Source organism: Nocardia sp. NPDC003726 (assembly GCF_053586955.1).
The window spans coordinates 38,994-58,920 of the sequence record NZ_JBSFNF010000019.1; the positions used below are offsets into that span (position 1 = coordinate 38,994).

Below are 19,927 nucleotides of genomic sequence, written 5' to 3' on the forward strand. Positions count from 1 at the left end.
ACAGAGAGGACACGCTTCCATGTCGGCTGGCGGTGGCAAGAAGGCGATCGTCGCGGCGTTGACCGCGAACGCGGGGATCGCCGCGGCGAAGTTCGTCGGTGCGGCGATCACGGGATCGGGGTCGATGCTCGCCGAGGCCGTGCACTCCGTGGCCGACACGGGCAACCAGGGGCTGTTGCTGCTGGGCCAGCGGCGCGCCGCGAAGGAAGCCGACGAGCTGCACCCCTTCGGCTACGCGCGCAACCGCTACTTCTATTCGTTCATCGTGGCGCTGGTGCTGTTCACCCTCGGGTCGGGTTACGCCATCTACGAGGGCATCCACAAGATCCAGCATCCGGAGGAGCTGAGTTCGCCGATCGTGGCTGTCGTCATCCTCGTGATCGCGATCGCGCTGGAGACCTACAGCTTCACCACGGCGATACGCGAGTCCGCGCCGCTGAAGGGGGACGCGAGCTGGTGGCGGTTCATCCGCAATTCGCGCAGCCCCGAGCTGCCGGTGGTGTTGCTGGAGGACACCGGCGCGCTGATCGGCCTGATCTTCGCGTTCGCGGGCGTCGGCCTGACCATGCTCACCGACGACCCGGTCTGGGACGGCATCGGCACGCTGGCCATCGGCGGGCTGCTGGGCGTCATCGCGATCGTGCTGATCGTGGAGATGCAGAGCCTGCTGATCGGCGAGGGCGCCACGCCGCAGGAGAACCGGTTGATCCGCGCGAACCTGATCGACGAGACCCGCATCGATCGGGTGATCCACCTCAAGACGCAATACCTCGGGCCCGAGGAACTGCTCGTGGCCGCGAAGATCGGCGTCGTTCCCGGCCTCGACATCGCGGCGATCGCAGGCGCCATCGACGACGCCGAATCCCGCGTTCGCACCGCCGTGCCCGCAGCGCGCGTCATCTACCTCGAACCCGATCTCTACCGCACCCAGCCCGCCCAGAGTTGACGACCCGGCGACCGCGGGCAGCGCTCAGCGGTGCTGGACCGCCGGGGCGCGCAGGAGATCGAGCGGGTCGGTGCGGACGTCGAAGCGGTCGTGCAGGGCGTGCCGGGCGGCGTGCAGCCCGCACATGCCGTGGACTCCCGGACCCGGCGGCGTCGCGGACGAGCACAGGTAGACGCCGGGAATCGGTGTGGCATAGGGGTTCCAGCGTGGCGCGGGCCGGAACGCGAACTGGCGCAGCGTCATCGCGCCCGCGGAGATGTCGCCGCCGATGTAGTTGGCGTTGTGCGCGGGCATTTCCGCCGCTGTGATCACGTTCTTCGCGACGATCAGGTCGCGGAACCCCGGGGCGAACCGCTCGACTTGGCCGATCACCTCCTCACTCACGTCGCGGGTCGAACCGTTGGGCACGTGGGCATAGGTGTAGAAGGTGTGGCCGCCCGCCGGCGCGCGCGTTGGATCGACCACACCGGGCTGGATGGACAGCACGTAGGGCCGTTCGGCGTGTTTTCCCATGGCCACGGCGTGCTCGGCGGCCATGGCCTCGGCGCGGGTGCCGATCACGTGCACCGTTCCGGCGAGCTCGCAGCCGTCGGCCCGCCACGGCACCGGCCCGGAGAGCGCGAAGTCGATCTTGCACGCGGCGCCGCCGTACCGGAAACGCCGCAGCCGCTTCGCGTACCGCGCGGGTAACCGGTGCCCGGCGATGCGCAGTAGTTCGGCCGGGGCGAGGTCGAGCAGCACGGCGCGGGCGCAGGCGAACTCGTCGATGGAGTCGACGCGATGACCGGTGTGCACCCGGCCGCCGAGACGTTCGAGTTCGGCGATGAGCGCGTCGGGGATCGCCTGACTGCCGCCGCGCGGAATCACCCAGCCTCCGACGTGGGCCAGCGTGCCGAGCAGCAGCGCCGCGCCCGCGGCCGTGATCGCGCGCGGGGGAATGATCGCGTGCGTGGCGATGCCGGTCAGCAAGGCGGGTGCGACCTGGTCACGAAATCTGATGTTCCACAGCGGCGAGCCCTGCTCCAGGGTGCGCAGGCCGAAACGGATCGAGGTCGCCAGCCCGGACGGAATGCGGCGCAGATCCGACATCGCGAGGTCGACCACGTCCGGCCAGTGCCGCACCAGCGGAGCGAACAGTTCGCGCCATGCCGGACCGTCGGGACCGAGGTCGTCGACCGTCCGTTCCAGGTCTCGCCAGGCCAGCCCGGCCACCCCGCCGTCGAGCGGATGGGCGTAGGAGACCTCGGGGGCCAGCAACTCCACGCCGTGCGCGGTCAGGTCGAACGCGCGGAACAGCGGTGCGGCCGCCGCCATCGGATGCGCGCCCGCGCACACGTCGTGCCGGTAACCGGGCAAAGTCAGTTCCGCCGTACGGGATCCACCGCCTGCCGTCGCCTCGGCCTCGTACACCTCCACGGCGAGCCCCGCGCGGGCCAGGATCACCGCGGCGGCGAGGCCGTTCGGTCCGGAGCCGACCACCACCACATCAGCCATACCCCCACGCTACCGGCGGCGGGCTCGCCGACGCGGCCGTCAGGCTCGCGCCGCGCCCACGGCGGCGAGCCATTCCGCCACCACCGGGTCAGGCGCCGAATTCGCGGTTCCGTGGTCAGCCGTCCGTTCCGGTGCAGTGTGGCCAGGCCGTGCGGGCAACTCCAGGCGACCATGATCCCGGTCACTCTCCCGGCAATCCGATGACTTCGCGGCATCCGTCCCGTCTGCACCATCGAACGCACGACGAGCAAGGAGATCGACCAATGGCGACCAAGCCGCACGGCCCCGCGTCCTACTTCCCCTCCATCGAGGCCAAGTACGGCCGCACCATCGAGGAATGGAAGGCCGCCATGCGCGAGACCGGCTCGAGCTCGCACAAGGAGCTGGTCGAGTGGCTGAAGACCGAGCACGGGTTCGGGCACGGCCATGCCAGCGCCCTCACCCAGCATTACCTGCACCCGGAGAAATGGACGGCCTGACCCCGGACATCACGAAGGGCCCGCGGATCCCGCGAGCCCTTCGTCGTGCGCGCGCTACGCCTCGACCAGATCCTTGGTCTCGGATTCCTGCGCCTGCGCCGGCGTCCCGTGGCCGTCGTCGACCATGGTCCGCTCGTCGAAGGGAAGTTCGCGATCGAGCACCTCGCGCACCCGGTCCACGTCGACGGTCTTGGTCCAGGTGCCGATCAGCACCGTGGCGACCGCGTTGCCGGAGAAGTTGGTCAGCGCCCGCGCCTCGGACATGAAGCGGTCGATGCCGACGATCAAGCCGACGCCGTCGAGCAACTCGGGCCGATGACTCTGCAACCCGCCCGCCAGCGTGGCCAGCCCGGCGCCGGTGACGCCGGCGGCGCCCTTGGACGCGACGATCATGAACACCAGCAGCCCGAGTTGCTCCCCGATGGACAGCGGCTTGCCCATCGCCTCCGCGATGAACAGCGATGCCATGGTCAGGTAGATGGCGGTGCCGTCGAGATTGAACGAATAGCCCGTCGGGACCACGACGCCGACGGTGGTGCGCTCGACGCCCATGTGGTCCATCTTCGCGATCAGCCGTGGCAGCGCCGATTCCGACGACGAGGTCGCGACGATCAGCAGGTACTCCCGCGCGAGGTAGCGCACCAGCTTGAAGATCGACACCCGGGACACGGCCCACAGCAGCGTGCCGAGCACGCCGAAGACGAAGACCACGCAGGTGAGGTAGAACGCGAGCATCAGCGTCCCCAGCTTCGCCACGGCATCCAGACCCGTCTTGCCGACCACGTTGGCGATCGCGCCGAACGCGCCGACCGGCGCCAGCCACAGGATCATCACCAGGATCCGGAACACGAGTTTCTGCAGCAGCGCCACGCCGCGCAGGATCGGCTCGCCCGTCGCGCCCATGGCCTGCACCGCGAATCCGACCAGCAGCGCGACGAACAGCGCCTGCAGCACGTTGCCGGTGGTGAGCGAGGACAGTAGCGTCGACGGCACGATGTTCTGGATGAATTCCCAGGTCCCGCCCGCGCTGTGGGCGGTATCGGCCAGCGTGTGACCCGCTTTGGCCGACGTGGCGATATTCAGTCCGGTACCCGGTTGCACCAGGTTGCCGACGACGAGACCGATTCCCAGCGCGATGGTCGACATGACCAGGAAGTAGCCGATGGCCAGCCCGCCGACCTTGCCGACGGTGGCCGCGGCGCGCACCGAGCCGATCCCGAGCACGATGGTGCAGAAGATGACCGGAGCGATCATCATCTTGATGAGGTTGACGAAGATGGTCCCCAGCGGAGCGAACGACTGCGCGACGCCCGGCGCCAGCCAGCCGACGAGGACGCCGGCGACCACAGCCACGATGACGGCCAGATACAGCCAATGGGTGCGGTCGTGCCGCGTTCGAGTCGAGTCGCTCATAGCGAGGATTTCCCTTCGAAAGGTACCGGCGCGAGGCGGCTCGCGCCTTCCAGGCAGAATGATGGTCGGCCGGGTGATCCCGGTCACTGTTTGGTGCATTACGTTCAGCGGAGGAAGAGCTTGTGAGACGCGGTCGGCTCTCCCTCGCCGGGCAGGCGTTCGTCTTCCAGTTGGTCGTGCTCGCGCTGATGATCGGGATCGGCGTTGTGCTCGCGGTGCTGGACGCCAGGCACGACAGCGACGTCACCACCACCAGGGAGGTCACCGACGTCGCGGTGAGCGTGGCCGACGCGCCCTCGACCATCGACGCGCTGCGCAGTCCGGATCCGACGGCGCTGCTGCAGCCGGTGACCGAGGAGATCCGGCACGAGACCGGCATGGATTTCATCGTGGTCATGGCGCCCGACCGGACCCGCTACACGCACACCAACCCCGCGATGATCGGACTGCCGTTCAGCGGCACCATCGATCGCGCGCTGGCGGGCGAGACCTTCACCGAGACGTTCACCGGCACGCTCGGTCCGTCCATCCGGGCGGTGACGCCGGTGCACGACCACGGGCGGATCGTCGCCTTGGTCTCCGCCGGGGTGACCCGCGCGAAGATCGGCGACCAGGTCGCCACCCAGTTCCCGGTGATCCTCGGCGTCGCTGGGGCCGGGCTGGTGCTGGCCGCGGGTGGTTCGTTCCTGTTGAGCCGCAGGCTGCGTCGGCAAACGCACGGCCTGGCGCCCGACGAGTTGCGCGCGATGTACGAGCACCACGACGCCGTGCTGCACTCGGTGCACGAGGGCCTGGTGGTGTTCGGCGCGTCGGGCGAGGACGCCGAAGTGGTCAACGACGAGGCGCGCCGCCTGCTCGACCTGCCCCCGGGCGAGGTGCGCCGCAGCGACCTGCCGCTGTCGTTGCAACGGATGAGCTGGGGCACCGTCCGCGACGAGATGCACGTGACCACCGACCGGATCCTGCTGGTCAACCAGGACACCGTGGAATGGGAAGGCCGGGCGATCGGCACCGTGATGACCATCCGCGATCACACCGAGTTACAAGCGGTGATGGGCGAACTCGACTCGGTGCGCAGCTTCGCCGCGTCGTTGCAGGCGCAGGCGCACGAGTCGGCCAACCGGTTGCACACCGTGGTCACCATGGTCGAGCTGGGCCGCCACCGCGAGGCCGTCGAGTTCGCCACCGCGGAACTCGAGTTGTCCCAGTCGCTGATCGATCGGCTGTTCGCCGCGGTGGGCGCGCCCGCCTTGGCCGCGCTGCTGCTCGGCAAGGTGAACCAGGCCGCCGAACGCGGCATCGAGCTGACCATCACCGACGACACCGCGCTCGACTCGGTGGACCCGCTGTCGCCGCACGAAACCGTCACGCTGGTGGGCAATCTCGTCGACAACGCGATCGATGCCGCGGCGGACAGCACGTCCGGCTGGGTGGAGGTCACGCTGCGCCACCAGCGAGCGGACGCGGGAGACGGTTCCACGCTCTACATCCGGGTCGCCGACAGCGGTCCGGGGATGTCGGCGGAGATGTTCGCGCGTGCGTCCCAGCGTGGTTATTCGACCAAGGCCGACCACCACGGGCTCGGTCTCGCGCTGGTCCACCGGCTGGTGGCCCGGCACGGGGGAAGCATTCGCACCGAACGGGATCCCGAAAGCGCGGTGACCGTGACGATCCCACGAAAGGAGGCACGATGATCCGTGTGCTGATCGTCGAGGACGAGCCGCTGATAGCCGAGGCTCACCGCGCCTATGTGGAGCGCATCGCCGGATTCACACCCGTCGGCATCGCCCACACCGGGCGCGAGGCGATGCGCGCGGCGGCCGACGCGGCGGCCGAGGGCACACCGATCGACCTGGTGCTGATGGACATCGGTCTCCCTGACGCCAGCGGCCTGGACGTCGCCGCCGCGCTGACCGGTCTCGCGCCGCGCCCGGACGTCATCGCGATCACGTCCGCGCGGGATCTGGCCATGGTGCGCACGGCGGTGTCGCACGGCGTCGTGCTGTATCTGCTGAAGCCGTTCACCTTCGCCGCCTTCCGCGACAAGCTGGACCGCTATCGCGAGTTCCGCACCGCGCTGCCGGCCGGTGAGAGCGCCATCTCCCAGCACGACATCGACCGGGCGTTGAGCGCCCTGCGCACCACCGACCAGCGCGCGACGACCCCCAAGGGCGTCGCGCCGCAGACTCTCGACGAGATCTCCCGCGCCGTGCGCGCGGCCGAGGCCGAGGGCGTGACCGCCGCGGACACCGCGACCTCGATCGGGGTCTCGCGCATCACCGCATGGCGCTATCTGGAGAAGCTCGCCGATGACGGATTGGTCGTCCGCCGCTCCGACTACGGCCGGGCCGGACGTCCGAAGACCCGCTACGTGTGGAAGACCACGGGCTGATCAGACCGGCTCCGGGGCCTGCGCGCGCTGGCCGAGGTGCACCGGCATCCGCTCGTACCCGTGCAGGGTGAACAACGCGCGCCGCCGCAGCGGTCCGTCCAGGCGCAGGTCGGGGAACCGGTCGAACAGGGCTTGCAGCGCGTACACGCCTTCCATCCGAGCCAGGCTCGCTCCCAGGCAGACGTGCACGCCGCTGCTGAACGACAGGTGATCCTTCGCGTTCTCGCGACCGACGTCGAACCGTCCTGGATCGGCGAAGACCGCGGGATCGCGATTGGCGCCCGCCAGCGACAGCACCACCGTGTTGCCCGCGCGCACCGGGACGCCGTCGATCTCCACGTCGGTCAGCGCGGTGCGCGCCGTGGTCTGCACCGGGGAGTCGAAGCGCAGGATCTCCTCGACTGCGTTGGGCCACAGCTCCGGCTCTTCGCGCAGCCGCTCCAGCTGATCCGGATGGGCCAGCAACTGCGCGACACCGTTGCCGATCAGGTTGACCGTGGTCTCGAAGCCTGCGCCCATGAGCAGGCTCGCGGTGGCCTTGAGCGCGTAGGAGTCCAGTTCCCCCGCGGTGACCAGGCTGCTGAGGATGTCCTCGCCCGGCTCGCGGCGCAACCGCTCGATGTGCCGGTCGAGATAGTCGTTCATCACCTCCATGGCCCGCATCGCCTTCCGGTGCGCGCGCCACGGGATACCGACGTCGAGCAGGGGCGTCATCTGGTCGCCCCAGTTCAGGAACAGCGCCTTGTCCTCGTCCGGGAAGCCGAGCATCTCCGAGATGATGGCGATCGGCACCTGGGAGGCGAACGAGTGGATCAGGTCCGCGGAACCGTGGGAGGGCAGACCGTCCAGCAATTCCGCGGTGACCGTCTCGACGCGGTCGCGCAGCCTGCGGATCGCGCGCGGGGTGAACGCCGATGCCACCGGTTTGCGCATCGCGGTGTGTTCCGGCGGGTCGATCACCAGCATCGACGGCGGCTCCACCGGATTCGGCGGCAGCGGGAAACGCTCGGCGAGCTTGCGCAACGGCTTGGGGATGTTGAAGCTCTCCGTGGTGCGCACGCCGAAGCGGCTGTCGCGCAGGATGGAGCGGCACAGCTCGTGGTCGAAGGTCGCGAACGCGATCGGGGTGCGCAGCAGCCTTGTCTCGCCGCGCAAGCGCTCGATCAGCGGATAGGGGTCGTCGAAGCCGGCCTGGCCTGCCATCAGTTCGGCGAACGGATCACCGCGGCGCGCCTGCGTGCGCAGGACGAGACGAGGCGCGCCCTGCACGGACAACCAGCGGAACCAATAATGCGGCTTCATAGTCCAACCTCGTCGTCGTGGCGATGAGTCCACCGTACGGAACCGTGCGCGGTTGTGGAACGTCCTCAGGTCGGATCCGGCGCTTATACCGTGGTAGGAGCGGCTCAGCCGCGCTGCGCGGTCACCCGCTCCGAAGCGATGCGCCGCTCACGCAGCGCCGGATCGGGGTTGACCACCTGCACCAGCGACGCGCCCGCGGCCAGCACCGCGAGATATCCGTCGATCAGTTCGGCCGGGGTGTCCCACGGCGTGCTCGACAGCACCCGGTCCCCTTCGGCGAAGCCCTGGCGCACGGCCGATTTCCGCGCCTCGGCGAGCACCTCCTTGACCGGCATGCCGTCGAGCGCGACGCCGGCGCCGCGCGGGAGGAACTGGTCGCCGTGCACGCGCACCGAGGTGGCGAAGTCCGTGACGCCGACCGGCAGGTCGCGCACCGGCGAACCCATGGCGTCCAGCGACAGCGCGGCGACCTCGCCCGCTCCGTCGGCGTCGTCCAGGCGGTCGGGGGTGACCAGGGCCAGATCGGCGTCCCGGTCCGGCTGCAGCACCACCTCGGTGCCCGCCCACCAGCAGCCAAGCAACACCGCGGCGGTCTGCCAGTGCGCAGGCAGCAGGACCGCGACCCGCGCGCCGGGACTCAGGCCGAACTCGTCGCGAATCAGATTGGCGGTCTTGGCGGCCCAGTTCGCCAGCGTCGCGCCGGACAACTCGATGCGCGCGCCGGTGGCGTCGTCGTAGTAGGTGACGCGCGGGCCTGCGGGTTCGCGGGCGAGGATGGGATCGAGTACCGCTTCGGTGAGCGTATGTGCCTGGTCGATGTCACGCATGGTTCAGTTCACGCATTTCGGTCCGTTCTGGCCTGCGTCGATCGGTGGAGCGGGCGGGACTGGTGTGGCCGCGGTCGACGTTCCGGACAGATCGAACATCCGGCTCGCCGACGAGCCCGGACCAGAATAGTCGCTCGCCAGCACGACACTCACCGAATCCGGGGACAGCGCCGGATCGGCGAGCACCGTCAGCCCGCCGAGCGCCTTGGCCACCGCCTGCGCCTTCGGGCTCGCGGTGTCCGCCGCGAGCACCCGGCTGCCGGTGACGCGAGTGCCGGTGTAGTTGGACACCGTGCCTTGGCGAAAACCCTTGGCGCTCAATGCTTGCGCGACCTCGGCCGCGAGCCCGCCGATGCCGCCCGCGTTGTAGACGCTGACCGTCACCGTCGCGGGATCGAAGCCCGTCTCGGCATTGCGCGGGGCGGGGTTGTCGCCGACCAGCGAGGCGACGTAGGACTTGACCGCTTTGGGCTCGACCTTGACCACCGATTCGCCGTTGCCGGTCTCGCCGTTGAGGTCGGCGACCGGAATGGTCTCGAATTTCACCTGACCGCCGGACAGGTCCTTCAACCGTTGCAGGAAGGCCAGCACGTCCCAGTCCTCGTCCAGCACGATCGTCCGCCCCACCGCTTCGCTGAGTTGCTGGAGCTTGGCCGGGTTGCCCAGCGTCTTCGCGCTGAGCACCTGCTGCACCAGCTGCGCCATGAACACCTGCTGGCGCACGATGCGATCGATGTCGCCGCGCGGCAGGTCGTGGCGCTGGCGCACGAAACTCAGTGCCCGCGGGCCGTCCAGCCGCTGCCGTCCCGCGGGGAACCTGGCGCCGGACATCCACTCGTCGACCGGGTTCTTCAGACACACCTCGACTCCGCCGACGGCGTCGGTGAGCAGCGCGAAGCCGAGCAGACTCACCTCGGCGTAGTGGTCGACGGTGATGCCGGTGAGCCCGGCCACCGTCTTGATCAGCGCCTGTCTGCCCGCCTGAGTGGACTGCCGCTCCGCCTCGTCGTTGGCGGCCCTCTGGTCGAGGAGCTTCTGGAACTGGGTCGCCTTCGTCGCGCCGTAGGCGGAGTTGATCTTGCCCATCCCCAGGCCGGGAATGTTGACGTAGGAATCGCGCGGAATCGAGATCGCGGTGGCCGAGCGTCCGTCGTTGGGCACGCGCAGCAGGACGATGGTGTCGGTGTTGGTGCCCACCTCGTCGCCGGCGTGCAGCATCGCGCGCTCGGCGTCCGAGAGCGGATTGCCGTGCGCGTCGGTGCGGCTGTCCACACCGACCAGCAGGATGTCCACCGCGCCGTCGCGACTGCCGCCCAGGCCGAGATCGCCGAGTCGCTCGATGTTCGCGACCAGCCCGTCGACGCTGTGCCAGGCGAAACCGGTGAGCACCAGCACGGTGACGGCGGCGGCCACGGCGAGCGAGCGCAACGGCCCGAAGGCTCGGTCGCCGGACCCGGTCGCCCGCGACGCCGCCGATGTGCCCCTCCGCTGCGACAAGTCCGCATCCTCTCGCCGAAACTCGGTGTACCGGCGACGCGTGCGCAACCGATCCGCCACCCTGGTTACCGCTCGCCCCGCCCGATTTCGGGATCACCCGATAGCACAAGGCTATCGAAAGGTGGTCGCGAACGGCCGTAACCGAGAACGTGGCGGCGTGCCAGACTTGCGCCCGTGACCGACCCCACCGCGCCCGCGTCCACCGTGCCCGCTCGCCTCGTCGTCACCGGGGCGAACGGACAGGTGGGCCGGGAATTGCGGCGTCTCGCTCCGGCCGCCAGCGGCTACGGGCGCGCCGAACTCGACATCACCGACCCCGCCGCCGTGCGCGCGGTACTCGCGCCCGGCGACGTGGTGCTGAACTGCGCCGCCTATACCGCCGTCGACCTGGCCGAGACCGAAGCCGAGGCGGCGTACGCGGGCAACGCCACCGGACCGACCGTGCTCGCAGGCGTCTGCGCTGACGTCGGCGCCCGGCTGATCCATCTGTCCACCGATTACGTCTTTCCAGGTACCCACGATCGGCCGTACGACACTGCCGATGTGACCGGACCGACCTCCGTGTACGGGGCGTCCAAGCTCGCGGGCGAACAGGCGGTGCTGAGCCGCTGCCCGGACGCGCACGTGGTGCGCACGGCGTGGGTATACACCGGGCGCGGCGGCGATTTCGTCGCCACGATGCTGCGGCTGGAGCGCGAACGCGACACCGTCGACGTGGTCGACGACGAGGTCGGCTCTCCCACCTACGCCGCCGACCTGGCCGCCGCGCTGCTGGAATTGGCGGGCAGACCGGACGCGCCACGGGTGCTGCACGCCACCAACGCCGGACGGGCCAGCCGGTTCCAACTCGCCCGCGCGGTGTTCGCCGGGGTCGGCGCCGATCCCGAACGCGTCCGGCCGTGCGACTCCTCCGCGTTCCCCAGACCCGCACGGCGCCCGGCGTTCTCGGTGCTGTCGCCGCGGGCCTGGAACGACGCGGGGCTCACGCCGCTGCGGGATTGGCAGGCCGCGCTGAGCGACGCCCTGGCGCGGCGGTCCGATTGAGGCGACCTTCCTCAATCAAGCCCTCCGCCGCTGCTGCGGCCAACCGCGAATCATCAGCACACGCCCGGCGACTGCTGTCATCAGGTCTCCAGACACCACTGGGAGCCCTGAGCGAATCATCGGCACACGCCTTCCGACTGCCTGCCCGCGGCGCGGTCCGCCATCCCCGCGACCATGCGCGGACTATCGGGGGACGGCTCGCGCCCGCGCCCGTTAAGGTTGGCTGTCGTGAGTGATTCCGCATCCGCCGCGCCCGCGGGCCTGGCCGTCGTCACGGTGACCTACTCGCCGGGTGAACACCTCGAGCACTTCATCAGCACGCTAGCCGGGGCCACCGCCGAGAAACCTCAGGTGATCCTCGCCGACAACGGCTCGGTGGACGGTGTGCCGGAGCTGGTCGCCGAGGCCAATTCCCACGTGCGGCTGCTGCGCACCGGCGGCAACATCGGTTACGGCGGCGCGATCAACCGGGCGGTCGCGGAGATCGATCCGGCGATCGAGTTCATCGTGATCGCCAACCCGGACATCCGCTGGGGCACCGATTCCATCGACAAACTGCTCGCCGCCGCCAAGCGCTGGCCGCGCGCGGGCGCGCTCGGGCCGCTGGTGCTCGAGCCGGACGGCAGCGTGTACCCGTCGGCCCGCCGGGTGCCCGGCCTGCTGGACGGCGCCGGACACGCGATCCTGGGCACGGTGTGGAAGTCCAACCCGTGGACCCGCCGCTACCGGCAGGAGAACGAGGAGATCTCCGAGCGGGCCGTCGGCTGGCTGTCGGGTTCGTGCCTGCTGGTGCGGCGCGCGGCGTTCGACTCGATCGACGGCTTCGACTCCCGCTACTTCATGTACATGGAGGACGTCGACTTCGGTGACCGGATGGGCAAGGCGGGCTGGCACAACGTTTTCGTGCCGGACGCCGAGGTCACCCACGCCAAGGGTCACGCGGCGGGACGTCATCCCGAGAAGATGCTGCCCGCCCACCACGCCAGCGCCTACCGGTTCCAGGCCGACCGGCATCCGCACTGGTGGCAGGCTCCGCTGCGGCTGGCGCTGCGGGCCGGACTTGCGATCCGCTCACGGATTGCGGTTCGATCTGCCCTGCGCCAGCAGGCGCGCGACGCCGGGTGACCGGCGACGCCGGCAGGAAACGACCTTGTGAACAGGGGAGCTCGATGGCAGGAAATGCAGGCACCGACGCGGTGATCCTGGTCGGCGGGCAGGGAACGCGGCTGCGGCCGCTGACCCTCTCGGCGCCCAAGCCGATGCTGCCGACGGCCGGGCTCCCGTTCCTGACCCACCTGCTCGCCCGGATCGCCGAGGCCGGGATCACCCACGTGGTGCTGGGCACGTCGTTCAAGGCCGAGGTGTTCGAAGAGCACTTCGGCGACGGCTCCGAGCTGGGCCTGGAGATCGAGTACGTCACCGAGACCGAGCCGCTGGGCACCGGAGGCGCGATCCGCAACGTGCTGCCCAAGCTGCGCGCGGACAACGTGATGGTGTTCAACGGCGACGTGCTCGGCGGCACCGACCTCGGCGCGGTGCTCGACACGCACGAGTCCACCCGCGCGGATGTGACGTTGCACCTGGTCCGGGTCAGCGACCCGCGCGCGTTCGGCTGCGTGCCCACCGACGCGGACGGCCGGGTCACCGCGTTCCTGGAGAAGACCCAGGACCCGCCGACCGATCAGATCAACGCCGGATGCTACGTCTTCCGCCGCGAGTACATCGAGAAGATCCCGGCCGGGCGCCCGGTGTCGGTGGAGCGCGAGGTGTTCCCCGCGCTGCTGACCGAGGGCGCCCGCGTCCAGGGCTACGTCGACGCCTCCTACTGGCGCGACATGGGCACCCCCGAGGACTTCGTCCGCGGCTCCGCCGACCTGGTTCGCGGCATCGCGCCCTCCCCCGCCCTGCCGGGGCAGCGCGGTGAATCGCTGGTGCATCCCAGCGCAGGCGTCGCTCCCGGCGCGCTGCTCATCGGCGGCACGGTCGTCGGCCGCGGCGCGGAGATCGGGGCGGGCGCGCGCCTGGACGGCGCGGTCGTCTTCGACGGCGCGGTGATCGAAGCCGGCGCCACCGTCGAACGCACCATCATCGGCTTCGGGGCGCGCATCGGTCCCCGCGCACTGGTCCGCGACGGCGTCATCGGCGACGGCGCGAACATCGGCGCACGCTGCGAACTGCTGCGCGGCGCCCGCGTCTGGCCCGGCGTGGAGATTCCCGACGGCGGCATCCGCTTCTCCACCGACGTCTGAGGCCCCGACCCCGCACGCGGCTAGGAGAATCCCACGGCTTGCTGCCCCCAGGCGGTGTGCAGGTCGCGGTCGGGGTCGTCGACCACCCGATCGACGCTGTCGATGAGCAGCGTGGCGCGGGCTCCGAGCCGGTAGGGCCGCCAGTGCTTGGAGCCGTCGAGGGCGGCGGGCACGCCGTGCGCGGCGAAGGCCAGCCAGCGGCGCATCATGCGCCCGGAGACCTCCATGGCCGCCTTGCGCCCGCCGAGCCAGAAGGTGGGGTCGAGGTTCAGCGTGCCGAAATTGCCGAAGATGTAAGGCAATTCGGTGGCGTGACCAGCACCGACGCGGGCCGCCCTGAGCATGGGGGTGGCGTAGTCGAAGCGGTACATCCAGGTGGGCGAGTGCTCGGCGTGGCCGTCGGCCACCCAGTGCGCCGGCATCCGGAACGCCGCGTCGGTGGACATCGCCAGCGCGCCGCGCGCCTTGTTCAGGTCCGGGTAGGCCGAGGTGATCTCGGCGATGCGCTCGGCGGACAGCTCAGGGTGACCGGCCGCGACGTCACGCAGCATCGCGTTCACCGCGTCCGGCGTCACCGGCATGATCGGCGAGCGCAGCAGCCGGAACAGCGACGCCTCGTCCTTGTTGGTGCCGATGATCAACGGCACCCGGTGCGATAGTCCGCGCTGGAACCGGTCGATCGGGTAGGTCGGCAGCAGATCGCCGTCGACCACGGGCGCGGCGGCCAGCCGGCCCGGTTCCCGCAGCGGTATCTCGTCGAGCAGGACGCCCGCCGCGGCCACGATCCGCTCGATCGGGCAGTCCAGCAATTCCTCGGCCCTGGTCGCGGGCAGCTCGATCAGTTCGAGGAACCGCCGCGCCACCCTCGCGGCCCGTTCCTGCCCGAACACGGTGGTCGCGGGCGGGCTCTGCGCGATCGCCCGGTGGAACAGCCCGGCGGCGCGCGGCGCGGTGAGCAGCGCGGTGACGCAACCCGCTCCGGACGACTCGCCGAACAGCGTGACGTTGCCTGGATCACCGCCGAACGCGGCGATGTTGTCGCGCACCCACTCCAGTGCGGAAATCTGGTCGTGCAGGCCGAGATTCGGCGCGAAGTCGGCGCCGAGGGAGGACAGGTCCAAGAAGCCGAGCGCACCGAGCCGATAGTTGACCCCGACGACCACCACGTCACCGGTCGCGGCCAGCTTGCGCCCGTCGTAGATCTGTTGCGCGGCGGTGCCGAGGCAGTACGCGCCGCCGTGCAGCCAGACCAGCACCGGGCGCGGTTCGGTTTCCCCGCCACGGGTCGGCTCGCCGGTTTCCGGCCGAGGTGACCAGACGTTGAGCCACAAACAGTCCTCGCCCATGGTCAGGCCCGAGTCGATGGGAACCATGGTGCCCATCGTCTGCGGCGCGATATCCCCGAACGCGGTGCAGTCGCGCACTCCCTCCCAGGGCTGCGGGGGCCGCGGCGGAGCGAACCTGGCCGGACCGGTGGGGGCCGCCGCGTAGGGGATGCTGCGCCAGACGGACACCGACCCTTCGCGCACGCCGCGCACGTCGCCGTAAGCCGTTCGCGCGATGGGCTCGGCGCAACCGTCGGGACCGGGCACCGCCTCGGAGAACTGAGCGCGCATCGCAGACCTCCTCATACTTCTTTTTCGAGAGTACGTCGAAGATCAGGACGACAACGTCGCGATGCCATGACATTGCCGCGTCGACTCCCATTCATCCGCTGTTCAGGCCGTCGGACGGGGCCTCGGTGTCGAATCGGTCACGGCGACCGCCGGAACCCACGGCAACTTGCGATAGCCAGGAGGGTGCTCCCGTCGCGCGGGTGGAGCGGGGTCAGGTCGCGGCCTCCGATTCCCGGTCGCCGACCGACGCCGCCTCGTCGCCCACGTACGCGACCCCCAATCGGCGATACGGCCCGTCCTCGCCCAGCAGCTGTGCGTGCGTGCCGGTCTGCGACAACGGTCCCACCACCGCGATGAGATCGGGGTCCGCCGCGGTGGCGAGCCTCGTGCAACACCACCGAGCCCGCGGACATCTCCAGGACTCGCCCCCCGAACGACGAGCTGCCCGCGGCGCAAGCCCTAAACTGAGCGGATGCCGAGTTACAGCTATCGGTGCCGCAGCTGCGGCGACACGTTCGAGGTCTCCCGCCCGATGGCGGAGTCGTCGGCGCCGGCGACCTGCCCGATCGGCCACGACGACACGGTCAAGCTGCTGACCACCTTCGCCACCGTCTCCCGAGGCGGTGCTCCCGCGCCGGCTCCGGCGGCGCCACCGGCGGGCGGCGGCTGCTGCGGTGGCGGCTGCTGCGGCTGAGATTCCGGCGCGGGGTCAGTCGCGCCGGTCGGCGTGACCGAGGTCGCGCTCGGGTGCGACCCGGTCGCGCACCCGCTGCTTCAGCACCGCGATGTCGGGAAATCCGCCGTCGGCCTTGCGCTCCCAGATCTGTTCGCCGTCCACGGTGATCCGGAAGACCCCGCCCGAACCGGGCCGGAGCGCGACTTCGTCCAAGTCGGTGGCGAACGTGCTGAGCAATTCCTGTGCCATCCAGCTCGCCCGCAGCAACCAGCGGCATTGGGTGCAGTACTCGATCGCGACGCGTGCCATGCCCGCTGACGCTACCGCTCAGTCCTCGTGCGTGCCGTCCAGGTAGACCCACGCGCCCTCGGACCGGGCGAACCTGCTGGTCTCGTGCAGGGAGCCGCGGCCGTCGGCGTCCCGGTAGTGCGCGACGAACTCCACCGTGCCGCTGTCGTCGAACAGTCCACCGCGATCGGTCCCGGTGATCTCGAGGAACAACCAGCGCTGGGCCGGATCGAGGGTCAGCTCGCGCGGGCGGGTGCGCGGATGCCAGGAACGCAGCAGATAGCAGGCGTCGCCCACCGCGAACGCGGTGTAGCGCGAGCGCATCAGCGCTTCGGCGGTGGGAGCGGGACGCTCGCCGCTCAGCACCGGACCGCAACAGTCGTCGAAAGCCTCACCACGCCCACACGGGCATCGCCGCGCCGCATTCATGCCGCGTCCTTTCCGAACCCCACTGCCATCTCTGCTCCTGATCCGCACACGCCTTGCCCGTCCGGCCTACACGCGTCTCCGTGGGCACACGCTTCCCGCCATCTCCGGCTAATGATCATCCTTCCGGCCTGAACGGCGCCCGCCGCAGGCACGTCGCCACCGCTTCCGAGCCGATCCGCTTGCCGCCGGTCTTGCCGACCCGGCGTCCACCCGGAATCAATCCCGGCGCGCCTGCACCGCCGCGAGGTCCGCGGCCAAGGCGACGGTCTGCTCCCGCCAACGGCGCAGGTCGGTGACGCTGGGAGCGAGTTCGTAATCGTGGTGGTGGGCCGCGCGCGACAGCGCTGCCCAGAGCACGGCCACGCGCGCCGCCACGTCCGGTCCCGCGAAGGCGCGCAGCGCGATCAACTGCGCCCGCATCGGACAGCGGACCAGCGCGGGCGCCAGGCGCGACCACAGTTCGTCCACGGCCTGCTCCAGCGCGATCCGCAGGATCCAGGCCGTCGCCCTCGACCACAGCCCGCCCGCGGCGGTCACCGATCCCGCCAGCAGCAGATCGACCGTTTCCAGCCGCTCGGCGACCGACGGCCGATTCCCGCGCGAACGGGGCGGGCCGTTGTTCCGCCCCCGCTGCCCGTGCCGGGTCGCGCGCCCGCCGCCCCCTGGGCCACGGCGCGCGCCGACCGGCCTGCGCCGCCCGGTCACCGGCGCCTCACCGGGCCAGCCACGCGACGAACTTCTCGGTCTCACCGATCAGCTCGCGCATATCGCGCCCGATCGGCACGTGCGCGCCCGCCGTGGCGTCGCGCAGCGCGTCCACCACCCACCGGCCCTCGCGCGCGATGAGGTTCTTGTTCAAGTCGTCGACCCTACTGCCGACCCCGAAGACCGCGAGCGCCACCTTCGCCCGGGTCGAATGCGCGGCATCGATGTGGCGTTCCACCTCTTGGTGGTCCATGCCCGCGGCGAGCAAGCTGCGCCGCGCCCTGGCCAGACTGGCCGCTTCCACCGCGGAACGGCAGCACGTGGCCACCAGTTCATCGGCGATCGCCGCGGGCAACTGCGGGGTGCGCACCAGAGCGCGGGCGTCGTCGAGGTAGCGGCGGATCGGGTCGCTGGACACCCGCACCTCGACCACCGAGCGGTCGCGGCGCTGCACTTCCAGCACGGTCGCGTCGAGCTGCATCCGGCGCACCGCCTCGGCGAGGCGCTCGTCGTGGGTGAACACCACCACCTGCCTGGTCCAGGCGACCGTGGCGAGCACTTGGGCCAGGCCGTCCACCTTGGCCGGGTCCATCGCCTGCACCGGGTCGTCGATCATGACGAAGCGGAACGGGCTCTGCTCCACCGTGGCGCGCGGCAGGAACAGCGAGAGGCCCAGCGCGTGCAGCTCACCCTGGCTCATCACGCCGAGCGCGGCGCCGTCCACCTCGTCGACGGTCACGTCGAGCAGCACGCGGCGCGCGGTGCCCGCGTTGCCCTGCAGACGGATCGCGCCCAGTTCGACGTTGCTCTGCTGCCGCAGCGTGCGCCACACCCACCTGGCCGTCGTCTCCAGCGGCGTCATGCGCTCGCCGCGCAGGCCCGCGGTGGCCGACTTCAGCCAGTCCTCGGCCTTCTTCACGGTGCGCAGCTCCGGCGCGTGCGCGGCCACCTCGCGCGCGCCCTCCAGCCAGGCCACGATCCGCGGCACCAGCGGCGTCCACACCTCGTCGAGGCGGTCGAGTTCCTTGCGCGTGCCCTGTTGCAGCAGGTCGAGTTCGTCCACCAGGCGCGCGTGCGCCGCGCGCAGCCGGGCGGGCAGGTCCTCGGTGTACTCGGCGGTGGTCAGCGCGGCCCACTCGGCCCATGCCTCGCGCACCGCCGTGGTGTCGACCGACGGCGGGTTGCGCGGGTCGAAATCCAGCTCGGCGGGAACGAGGTCGGGAAGCGCCCGCGCGGCCCGCACGGCGTTGCCGAGTTCGACCCTGGCGGTGGTGAGCGCGTCCACCCTGGCGCTCAGCCGCTCGATCGCCGCATCGGTCTCGCGGGCCCACGCAGCGTCGAGTGCGCCGCGGCCGCACACGGGGCATGGGCACGGCCCGCTCGCCGCCTGATGTTCCCGCGCCTTGCGCAGCAGGTCGAGCAGGCGCAGATCGGCTTCGGCGTCGGCGGTGGTTCCCGCGGCGAGCGCAGCGCCCCATTCCTCCAGCCGGGTGGCCACGGCCTCCACTTCGGCGTCCTCGGGCAGCGCGAGCCGCACGATCGCGCGCAGACCGTCCGGTCCGGCCGGGTCGTCCACCGCGCCGAGCACTTCCCGGCCGACCGCGGCCAGATCCGGCTGCGCGGGCCGCAGCAGCCCGGCGACCCGCACCGCCCGGTCGTCGGCCACGGACGCAAGCAGTTCGAGCAGTTCCAGGCGTTCCTGACGCGAATCCCGCACGGCGCGTTCCAGCTCGAGGCGGCGCATCCGGATCCGTTCCTGCGCCAGGGTGAGTTCGTCGAGGCCGAGCAGCTGGTGCAGCGCGTCGAACAGATCGCTCGGCTTCCCGTCCACCAGCGCGCCGAGTTCGCTGTAGGACAGGAAGGGGCGGTAGAGCTCGAGCTGGGCGGCCCAGCGATCGGTGTCGAATTCCGTCGGCGGCTCGGGCGGATACCGCTGGGTCCACTGCGCGTCCGGCAGGTCCGCGTCGGCCGCCCACTCCTTGGCGATGGTGAGGCGCGGCGTGGCGCCCGCGGTGAGCAACTCCAGCTCGATGCGGGCGGCCGTGCCGTCGTGCAGGTTGCGCCAGCCTTCCCGCCACGCCGCCGATCGACCGTCCCACCGGCGGTTGCCTCCGGTCATGGCCAATTCCGCCGCCTCGGCGAAACTGGATTTGCCGCTGCCGTTGCGGCCGACCACGAGGGTGAGGCCGGGCCCGGGCGGCAGCTGCAACGTGGTCTCGGGGCCGATGCCGCGGAAGCCGCACACCCGGATGGCGCTGAGGAAGATCCCGGAGTGATCGAATGCCGTTGCGGCGTCGGCTGATTCGGCGGCGCCGAGGGCGCGCAACACAGTCCGCATGACCGACGGCGTGACCGCTGGATCCTCGGCCAGGCGCCTGGCCACCACCTCCGAGAGCCGCGGCGGCGCGTCCGCGGAACCGGCGGCCTGGACAGCGTCGGGATCCAGGCGCATGCGAAAAATCCCCTCCACCATCGAGCCGCAGCACGTCCTCCGACCCCGTGCGCGGCGCCTTGTCGAAGCTGTGCGAAACGCTACCCGATAGCGTCCGGATCGCGCATCGTGCCCGAGC

Annotated in this window: 19 protein-coding genes; 8 read left to right on the forward strand and 11 right to left on the reverse strand. The window is 70.7% G+C overall.

What is annotated here, in order from left to right:
* Positions 1-19 precede the first annotated feature (19 nt).
* Positions 20-946 (forward strand): cation diffusion facilitator family transporter, encoded by a 927-nt coding sequence (locus ACWDMM_RS23510; RefSeq protein WP_449939561.1) that lies wholly within the window; start codon positions 20-22, stop codon positions 944-946.
* 24 nt (positions 947-970) lie between these two features.
* Here ACWDMM_RS23510 and ACWDMM_RS23515 read toward each other — a convergent pair whose 3' ends face one another.
* On the reverse strand, positions 971-2,440 hold the full coding sequence (locus ACWDMM_RS23515; RefSeq protein WP_195082040.1) for a phytoene desaturase family protein: 1,470 nt from the start codon (positions 2,438-2,440) through the stop codon (positions 971-973).
* Between the two features lie 263 nt (positions 2,441-2,703).
* Between ACWDMM_RS23515 and ACWDMM_RS23520 the strand changes: the two genes are divergently transcribed.
* Entirely contained in the window at positions 2,704-2,919 is a 216-nt protein-coding gene (locus ACWDMM_RS23520) for a DUF4287 domain-containing protein (protein WP_449939562.1), read from the forward strand.
* A 54-nt stretch (positions 2,920-2,973) separates the two neighbouring features.
* Here the strand turns inward: ACWDMM_RS23520 and ACWDMM_RS23525 are convergent, their stop codons facing one another.
* Positions 2,974-4,332, reverse strand: a complete 1,359-nt coding sequence (locus ACWDMM_RS23525; RefSeq protein ID WP_195082042.1) for a cation:dicarboxylate symporter family transporter — start codon at positions 4,330-4,332, stop codon at positions 2,974-2,976.
* 122 nt (positions 4,333-4,454) lie between these two features.
* Here ACWDMM_RS23525 and ACWDMM_RS23530 point away from each other — a divergent pair, with 122 nt between their 5' ends.
* Both ACWDMM_RS23530 and ACWDMM_RS23535 read left to right on the forward strand, forming a co-directional pair.
* Complete coding sequence (locus ACWDMM_RS23530) at positions 4,455-6,026, forward strand: sensor histidine kinase (protein WP_397071454.1); 1,572 nt, start codon at positions 4,455-4,457, stop codon at positions 6,024-6,026.
* Positions 6,023-6,724: a response regulator gene (locus tag ACWDMM_RS23535; protein ID WP_195082043.1), complete on the forward strand. Its 702-nt coding sequence runs from the start codon at positions 6,023-6,025 to the stop codon at positions 6,722-6,724. The genes ACWDMM_RS23530 and ACWDMM_RS23535 overlap by 4 nt, the downstream gene beginning before the upstream one ends.
* Here ACWDMM_RS23535 and ACWDMM_RS23540 read toward each other — a convergent pair whose 3' ends face one another.
* From ACWDMM_RS23540 to ACWDMM_RS23550, 3 genes are all read right to left on the reverse strand, one after another.
* On the reverse strand, positions 6,725-8,026 hold the full coding sequence (locus ACWDMM_RS23540) for a cytochrome P450 (RefSeq protein WP_449939565.1): 1,302 nt from the start codon (positions 8,024-8,026) through the stop codon (positions 6,725-6,727).
* Between the two features lie 104 nt (positions 8,027-8,130).
* Positions 8,131-8,853 (reverse strand): TIGR03089 family protein, encoded by a 723-nt coding sequence (locus ACWDMM_RS23545; protein WP_449939567.1) that lies wholly within the window; start codon positions 8,851-8,853, stop codon positions 8,131-8,133.
* A 3-nt stretch (positions 8,854-8,856) separates the two neighbouring features.
* Positions 8,857-10,281: an LCP family protein gene (locus ACWDMM_RS23550; protein ID WP_449939671.1), complete on the reverse strand. Its 1,425-nt coding sequence runs from the start codon at positions 10,279-10,281 to the stop codon at positions 8,857-8,859.
* A gap of 243 nt (positions 10,282-10,524) precedes the next feature.
* Here ACWDMM_RS23550 and rfbD point away from each other — a divergent pair, with 243 nt between their 5' ends.
* From rfbD to ACWDMM_RS23565, 3 genes are all read left to right on the forward strand, one after another.
* Complete coding sequence (gene rfbD, locus ACWDMM_RS23555) at positions 10,525-11,394, forward strand: dTDP-4-dehydrorhamnose reductase (protein WP_449939568.1); 870 nt, start codon at positions 10,525-10,527, stop codon at positions 11,392-11,394.
* Positions 11,395-11,622: 228 nt separating this feature from the next.
* The gene (locus ACWDMM_RS23560; RefSeq protein WP_195082046.1) at positions 11,623-12,519 is read left to right on the forward strand and encodes a glycosyltransferase family 2 protein; all 897 of its coding nucleotides are present in this window, start codon (positions 11,623-11,625) and stop codon (positions 12,517-12,519) included.
* 44 nt (positions 12,520-12,563) lie between these two features.
* A complete protein-coding gene (locus ACWDMM_RS23565) occupies positions 12,564-13,643 on the forward strand; it encodes a mannose-1-phosphate guanylyltransferase (protein WP_195082047.1) in 1,080 nt (359 codons plus the stop codon).
* A gap of 20 nt (positions 13,644-13,663) precedes the next feature.
* Here the strand turns inward: ACWDMM_RS23565 and ACWDMM_RS23570 are convergent, their stop codons facing one another.
* Both ACWDMM_RS23570 and ACWDMM_RS23575 read right to left on the reverse strand, forming a co-directional pair.
* Positions 13,664-15,259 (reverse strand): carboxylesterase/lipase family protein, encoded by a 1,596-nt coding sequence (locus ACWDMM_RS23570; RefSeq protein ID WP_357110093.1) that lies wholly within the window; start codon positions 15,257-15,259, stop codon positions 13,664-13,666.
* Positions 15,260-15,470: 211 nt separating this feature from the next.
* Positions 15,471-15,605, reverse strand: coding sequence for a hypothetical protein (locus ACWDMM_RS23575; protein ID WP_357110090.1), 135 nt, complete (start codon positions 15,603-15,605; stop codon positions 15,471-15,473).
* Positions 15,606-15,731: 126 nt separating this feature from the next.
* On the opposite strand from ACWDMM_RS23575, the gene ACWDMM_RS23580 reads away from it, so the two are divergent.
* Positions 15,732-15,953: an FmdB family zinc ribbon protein gene (locus tag ACWDMM_RS23580; RefSeq protein WP_195082049.1), complete on the forward strand. Its 222-nt coding sequence runs from the start codon at positions 15,732-15,734 to the stop codon at positions 15,951-15,953.
* 15 nt (positions 15,954-15,968) lie between these two features.
* On the opposite strand, the gene ACWDMM_RS23585 is transcribed toward ACWDMM_RS23580, so the two are convergent.
* The 4 genes from ACWDMM_RS23585 to ACWDMM_RS23600 form a co-directional block, all read right to left on the reverse strand.
* Positions 15,969-16,244 carry a SelT/SelW/SelH family protein gene (locus ACWDMM_RS23585; RefSeq protein ID WP_067804457.1) on the reverse strand — a complete coding sequence of 92 codons (276 nt, stop codon included), beginning with the start codon at positions 16,242-16,244 and terminating at the stop codon, positions 15,969-15,971.
* Between the two features lie 18 nt (positions 16,245-16,262).
* Positions 16,263-16,652 carry a YchJ family protein gene (locus ACWDMM_RS23590; RefSeq protein WP_357110086.1) on the reverse strand — a complete coding sequence of 130 codons (390 nt, stop codon included), beginning with the start codon at positions 16,650-16,652 and terminating at the stop codon, positions 16,263-16,265.
* Positions 16,653-16,868: 216 nt separating this feature from the next.
* Positions 16,869-17,357, reverse strand: coding sequence for a hypothetical protein (locus ACWDMM_RS23595; RefSeq protein ID WP_195082051.1), 489 nt, complete (start codon positions 17,355-17,357; stop codon positions 16,869-16,871).
* 7 nt (positions 17,358-17,364) lie between these two features.
* The gene (locus tag ACWDMM_RS23600; protein WP_357110083.1) at positions 17,365-19,809 is read right to left on the reverse strand and encodes an AAA family ATPase; all 2,445 of its coding nucleotides are present in this window, start codon (positions 19,807-19,809) and stop codon (positions 17,365-17,367) included.
* Positions 19,810-19,927: the final 118 nt, after the last annotated feature.